Raw genomic sequence first — 5,425 nt, forward strand, 5'->3', positions numbered from 1 at the left:
GCGGGCCGCGGGCCCGCCGCCCCCCCCGGGCCCCCGCCGCGCGCCCCGGGCCGGCCCCCCCCCGCGCGGCCCCCCGGGCGGGGCTCACGGGCCGACGCGGTGCGCCCCCGCGTAGAGGTTGAAGCGCTCCTCGCGCAGGAAGCCGACCAGCGTCATCCCGAACTCCCTGGCCAGGTCGACGGCCAGGGAGGAGGGCGCGGAGACCGCGCAGACGACGGGCAGGCCCGCGGTGAGGGCCTTCTGCATGATCTCGTAGCTGGTCCGCCCGCTGACCATGAGCACGTGCCCGCCCAGCGGCAGCCTCCCGGCCATCATGGCCCAGCCGACCAGCTTGTCCACCGCGTTGTGCCGTCCCACGTCCTCGCGGACCGCGAGCGGCTCGCCTTCCGCGGTGAACAGCCCGGCCGCGTGCAGCCCCCCGGTCTTGCCGAAGACCCCCTGGGCCCGCCTCAGCAGGCCGGGAAGGCCGTACAGGACCTCGGGGGAGACGCGCACCGGGTCATCGGCGGCGGGCAGCGGTGAGCAGCGGCCCCGCAGCGCGTCGAGGCTGGCGGTGCCGCAGACGCCGCACGCGCTCGACGTCATGAAATGCCGGTCGAGCGAGGGCAGATCAGGCAGGGCGTCGCCGTGCAGCCGCACGGTCACCGTGTTGTAGCGGGCCTCGGGCGGCACGTCGTCATCCGTGCAGTAGGCGATGGACGCCACGTCGGCGGGTGCCGCGACGCCCTCGCCGTACAGGAACCCGGCGGCCAGTTCGAAGTCGTGCCCCGGGGTGCGCATGGTGATCGCGACAGTGCGGCGCCGCTCGCCCGCCTGGATCCGGATCTCCAGCGGTTCCTCGGTGGCCAGGTCGTCCCGGCGCTCGTGGAGCGTCCCCGAGCGCATCTGCCCGACCCGTGCCCGCGTGGTGGGTCCCGGCCTCCGCACGGCCTCCACCTCGATACCGTCCCGCGGGTCAAGGTCTCTGCTCATGCGGTCTTTTTCTCTTTCGCTGCCGTCCGAATGCTTTCATCCCCGTTCGGAAAGCCGGGCTTCGCCTGCGCGCCCAGACTTCGTTAATAGTATTCCCTGGTCATTGCCCTAATTCGGTAACAGGGGGTCGTTAGGGGAGGCAAGATGGCTAAGTGCTCGACTCGCCCTTCACTGATCTCGACCGTCCGCCGCTCTCCCAGGCGGCGCTCACCCGCGCGCTGGTCCGTCCCGGCGGCCTCTGGTCCGACATCGCCGTCGTCGCCAGGACCGGATCGACCAACGCCGACCTCGCGCAGGCCGTCCGCGACGGCGCGCGGCAGGGAGCCGTCGTCGTCGCGGAGGCTCAGTTCGCCGGGCGCGGCAGGCTCGGCAGGGCCTGGAGCGTCCCGCCGCGCTCCGGCCTGACCTTCTCGGTGCTCCTGCGCCCGGACCCGCCCCCGACCAGGCAGAGCTGGCTGTCCCTGCTCGTCGCCCTCGCGGTCGCGTCGGCCGTGCGGAAGGTCGCCGAGGTCGACGTCCGGCTCAAGTGGCCCAACGACCTGCTGATCGGCGGGCGCAAGGTCGCCGGGGTGCTCGCCGAGCGGATCGACAACGCGGTGATCGTGGGCGTCGGGCTCAACGTGAGCGTGCGCGCCGAGGAACTGCCGGTGGAGACCGCCACCTCCCTGGCCATCGAGAAGGCCGCCTGCGTCGACCGCGACCCGATCCTGCGGGCGGCGCTGCGGGAGATCGAACTCCACTACCGGGAGTGGTCGGAGGCGGACGGCGACGCCGAGGCGTGCGGCCTGCGGGCCGCCTATCTCGCGATCAGCGCCACGGTCGGCCAGGAGGTCCGGGTGGAGCTGCCGGGCGAGCGGGTGCTCACCGGCACGGCCACCGGCGTCGACGGCGCCGGCCACCTGCTTGTCAGCTCCAAGGGGCAGGAGCACGCGCTCAGCGTGGGAGACGTCGTGCATGTTCGTCCGCACAGCTCATGACGTGGAGCACGAAGGCGTGTCACGATTTGCCGCATGGGTCTACCCGATCACCACATGACGGAGGGGGAGCGGCGCATCCGGTCGTTCCACCCGCACTGGAAGCGCCTCATCGGTCCGTTCCTCGCGTTGATTCTGATCATCGCGGGGTCCGGTGCCGCCATTTTCTTCATGCCCGCCTTCGAATACGACTCCTACGCGCGCATCGCGGTGGCCGTGGCCGCCGTCGGCCTGCTGACCGTGTGGTCGTTCGTGCCGTACCTGAGGTGGAAGAACACCTCGTACGTGCTCACCTCGCACCGGTTCACCATCAGTACGGGGGTGCTGAACAAATCCATAGACGACATCCCGATGGCCAAGGTCAACACGGTCAGCGCCGACCAGACCCTGATGGAGAGGGTCCTCGGCTGCGGCACGCTCGTCGTCGAGTCGGCGGGCGACCACGGCCGGATCACGCTGCGGGACATCCCGCGGATCCAGGACGTGCGGGCCGAGGTGTTCCGCGCGCTCGACGACGCGATCGACGGGGAGCCATCGGAACACGGCGGGCGGTGACCGGCGGTGGGGCGTAACCTTCTGGGCCGGGGGGAAGGCGCGGGTGAAGAGGAGGAGGTCTTCACCGGACGTCCCACGGCCGAGCAGATCGAGAACCTGTTCGTCGGCACCTCTCCCCGCTACACCCGGATCCAGGTGGCCAGCCTCGCCGAACTCCCACAGGAGCTCACCGAGCGGATCTGGCGCGCGCTGGGGTTCGCCACGCTCCCCGACGACGAGGTAGCCTTCACCGACGCGGACGTGACGGTGCTCAAGCGGGTCCGGATGATGATGGAGAGCGGCCTGCTGGACGACCGGGCCGTCATCCGGATGGCCAGGGCACTCGGTCAGACCACGGCCAGGCTCGCGCAGTGGCAGGCCGAGATCATGATCGGCGCCATGCTCGACCCCGGCCGACGTCCCACCGACGAGGACCTGGCGGGGATCATGGAGACCTCGCGCCGGCTGCTCCCCGACTTCGAGCAGGTCCTGATCCACGTCTGGCGGGCCCAGCTCGCCGCCGCGGGGACCCGCCTGCTGACGATCACCGACATCACCGACGAGATCGTGCCGACCCGGCTGACCCTCGCGGTGGGCTTCGCCGACCTGGTGGCCTTCACCCGGGTCGCCCGCGAGCTGGACGAGCGGGGCCTGGCCGAGCTGGTCGAGGGCTTCGAGGCACGGGCCTCCGACGTGGTCGCCGAGCGAGGGGGGCGGCTGGTCAAGACACTCGGCGACGAGGTGCTCTTCACGGCGGCCGACCCGCGGACTGCGGCCATGATCGCCTTGGACCTGGTCGGCGTCATCCAGCGGTACGGGCTCGACGTGCGGATCGGGCTGGCGTACGGCCCGGTGCTGCCGATCATGGGCGATGTCTTCGGGACCACGGTCAACCTGGCCGCCAGGCTCACGGCCATCGCCCGCCCCGGCACCGTCGTCGTCGACAGCGAGCTGGCCGAGGCGCTGGAGGGCGCGCCGGGCGTCGAGGTCGGCCGTATCCGGCGGCGGCCCGCCCGAGGCCTGGGGGTGGTGCAGCCGTACGTGTTGCGCCGGGCTGGTAATGATTGAGGCGGGCCTTTCCAAGGCCGTTCGACCAGTAAGCGAGCCCGTACGGCTCGATGAGTTTCACGACAGATGAGGTGCAGGACATGCCGTACACCGTCCAAGGCGTGGTCGCGCGTGGCAAGGGCGAGCCCGTCTCGCTGGAGACCGTTATCGTGCCCGATCCGGGGCCGGGCGAGGCCGTGGTGACGGTACAGGCCTGCGGTGTCTGTCACACGGACCTGCACTACCGCGAGGGCGGCATCAACGACGAATTCCCGTTCCTGCTCGGCCACGAGGCCGCCGGGGTGGTCGAGGCCGTCGGCGAGGGGGTCACGGAGGTGGCACCCGGTGACTTCGTGATCCTGAACTGGCGGGCCGTCTGCGGCAACTGCCGGGCGTGCCTGCGCGGCCGTCCCTGGTACTGCTTCAACACGCACAACGCCACCCAGAAGATGACCCTGGAGGACGGCACGCCGCTCAGCCCCGCCCTGGGCATCGGCGCCTTCATCGAGAAGACCCTGGTCGCGGCCGGGCAGTGCACCAAGGTCGACGCGTCCGCGCCGGCGCAGGTGGCCGGGCTGCTCGGCTGCGGCGTGATGGCGGGCCTGGGCGCGGCCATCAACACCGGCGGGGTGACCCGCGGCGACAGCGTGGCGGTCATCGGGTGCGGCGGCGTCGGCGACGCGGCCATCCTGGGAGCCAGGCTGGCGGGCGCCTCGAAGATCATCGCGGTGGACGTGGACGACCGCAAGCTGGAGTGGGCCAAGGAGTTCGGCGCCACCCACACGGTCAACTCCGGCGCCTCGGACATGGTCGAGGCGGTCAGGGAGCTCACCGGCGGCAACGGTGCCGACGTGGTCATCGAGGCGGTCGGCCGCCCGGAGACCTACAAGCAGGCGTTCTACGCCCGTGACCTGGCAGGGACCGTGGTCCTGGTCGGGGTGCCGACCCCGGAGATGAAGCTGGAGCTGCCGCTGCTCGACGTCTTCGGTCGCGGCGGCGCGCTGAAGTCCTCCTGGTACGGCGACTGCCTGCCCAGCCGTGACTTCCCCATGCTCATCGACCTCTACCTGCAGGGGCGGCTCGACCTCGACCGCTTCGTCTCCGAGACGATCGGCCTCGGCGACGTCGAGGACGCCTTCGCGAAGATGCACCGCGGCGAGGTCCTGCGCTCGGTGGTGGTCCTGTGATCGACAAGGTGGTCACCTCCGGCACCTTCTCGCTGGACGGCGGGACGTGGGAGGTCGACAACAACGTCTGGATCGTCGGTTCGGCCGATGAGGTGGTCGTCATCGACGCCGCGCACGACGCCGCCGCGATCGCCGAGCGGGTCGGTGACCGCGAGGTGAGGGCCATCGTCTGCACCCACGCGCACAACGACCACATCGACGCGGCGGCCGACCTCGCCACGCGGGTGGGCGCGCCGATCCTGCTCCACCCGGCCGACCAGGTGCTGTGGGAGATGGTCTACGCCGACCTGCCGTACACCCCGCTGAAGGACGGTCAGGTGATCTCGGCCGGAGGCGTGGACCTGACCGTGCTGCACACGCCGGGTCACGCTCCGGGCGCGGTCTGCCTGTACGGGGCGGAGATCGGCGCGCTCTTCAGCGGCGACACCCTGTTCCGCGGCGGTCCCGGCGCGACCGGGAGGTCCTTCTCCTCCTTCGACACGATCATCGAGTCGATCAAGGGGAGGCTGCTGACCCTGCCGCCGGAGACGGCCGTGCACACCGGCCATGGCGACTCCACCTCGATCGGCGAGGAGGCCGGGCACCTGGAGGAGTGGCTGGCCAGGGGACACTGACCGGCGAGTCCGCCGCGAACGCGCCCCGGCCCGCGCCGGGGCGCGGTCGCGGGTCCGGGGTGGGGCGGGGGGGGGGGGTAAAAGGCGGTGTGTGGGA

Annotated in this window: 6 protein-coding genes; 5 read left to right on the forward strand and 1 reads right to left on the reverse strand. The window is 71.5% G+C overall.

The features are described from left to right. Nucleotides 1–84: 84 nt before the first annotated feature. Nucleotides 85–972 carry a formate dehydrogenase accessory sulfurtransferase FdhD gene (gene fdhD, locus AB0J58_RS43970; protein WP_364227554.1) on the reverse strand — a complete coding sequence of 296 codons (888 nt, stop codon included), beginning with the start codon at nucleotides 970–972 and terminating at the stop codon, nucleotides 85–87. 152 nt (nucleotides 973–1,124) lie between these two features. On the opposite strand from fdhD, the gene AB0J58_RS43975 reads away from it, so the two are divergent. The 5 genes from AB0J58_RS43975 (at nucleotide 1,125) to AB0J58_RS43995 (ending at nucleotide 5,328) form a co-directional block, all read left to right on the forward strand. Continuing rightward, nucleotides 1,125–1,949 (forward strand): biotin--[acetyl-CoA-carboxylase] ligase, encoded by an 825-nt coding sequence (locus tag AB0J58_RS43975; protein ID WP_364227557.1) that lies wholly within the window; start codon nucleotides 1,125–1,127, stop codon nucleotides 1,947–1,949. 33 nt (nucleotides 1,950–1,982) lie between these two features. Next, nucleotides 1,983–2,501 (forward strand): PH domain-containing protein, encoded by a 519-nt coding sequence (locus AB0J58_RS43980; protein WP_364227560.1) that lies wholly within the window; start codon nucleotides 1,983–1,985, stop codon nucleotides 2,499–2,501. Between the two features lie 6 nt (nucleotides 2,502–2,507). Beyond that, nucleotides 2,508–3,548 carry an adenylate/guanylate cyclase domain-containing protein gene (locus AB0J58_RS43985; RefSeq protein ID WP_364227563.1) on the forward strand — a complete coding sequence of 347 codons (1,041 nt, stop codon included), beginning with the start codon at nucleotides 2,508–2,510 and terminating at the stop codon, nucleotides 3,546–3,548. Nucleotides 3,549–3,628: 80 nt separating this feature from the next. Beyond that, entirely contained in the window at nucleotides 3,629–4,714 is a 1,086-nt protein-coding gene (locus AB0J58_RS43990; RefSeq protein ID WP_343981279.1) for an S-(hydroxymethyl)mycothiol dehydrogenase, read from the forward strand. Then, nucleotides 4,711–5,328, forward strand: coding sequence for an MBL fold metallo-hydrolase (locus tag AB0J58_RS43995; protein WP_364227566.1), 618 nt, complete (start codon nucleotides 4,711–4,713; stop codon nucleotides 5,326–5,328). The genes AB0J58_RS43990 and AB0J58_RS43995 overlap by 4 nt, the downstream gene beginning before the upstream one ends. Nucleotides 5,329–5,425 lie beyond the last annotated feature (97 nt).

It is taken from the genome of Streptosporangium sp. NPDC049644 (assembly GCF_040675205.1).
Taxonomy (GTDB): domain Bacteria; phylum Actinomycetota; class Actinomycetes; order Streptosporangiales; family Streptosporangiaceae; genus Streptosporangium; species Streptosporangium fukuiense.

Excerpts from the sequence above, each read along its gene's own strand:
- fdhD (WP_364227554.1), bottom strand. The coding sequence starts at position 972 with ATGAGCAGAGACCTTGACCCGCGGGACGGTATCGAGGTGGAGGCCGTG.
- AB0J58_RS43980 (WP_364227560.1), top strand. The coding sequence starts at position 1,983 with ATGGGTCTACCCGATCACCACATGACGGAGGGGGAGCGGCGCATCCGG.
- AB0J58_RS43990 (WP_343981279.1), top strand. The coding sequence starts at position 3,629 with ATGCCGTACACCGTCCAAGGCGTGGTCGCGCGTGGCAAGGGCGAGCCC.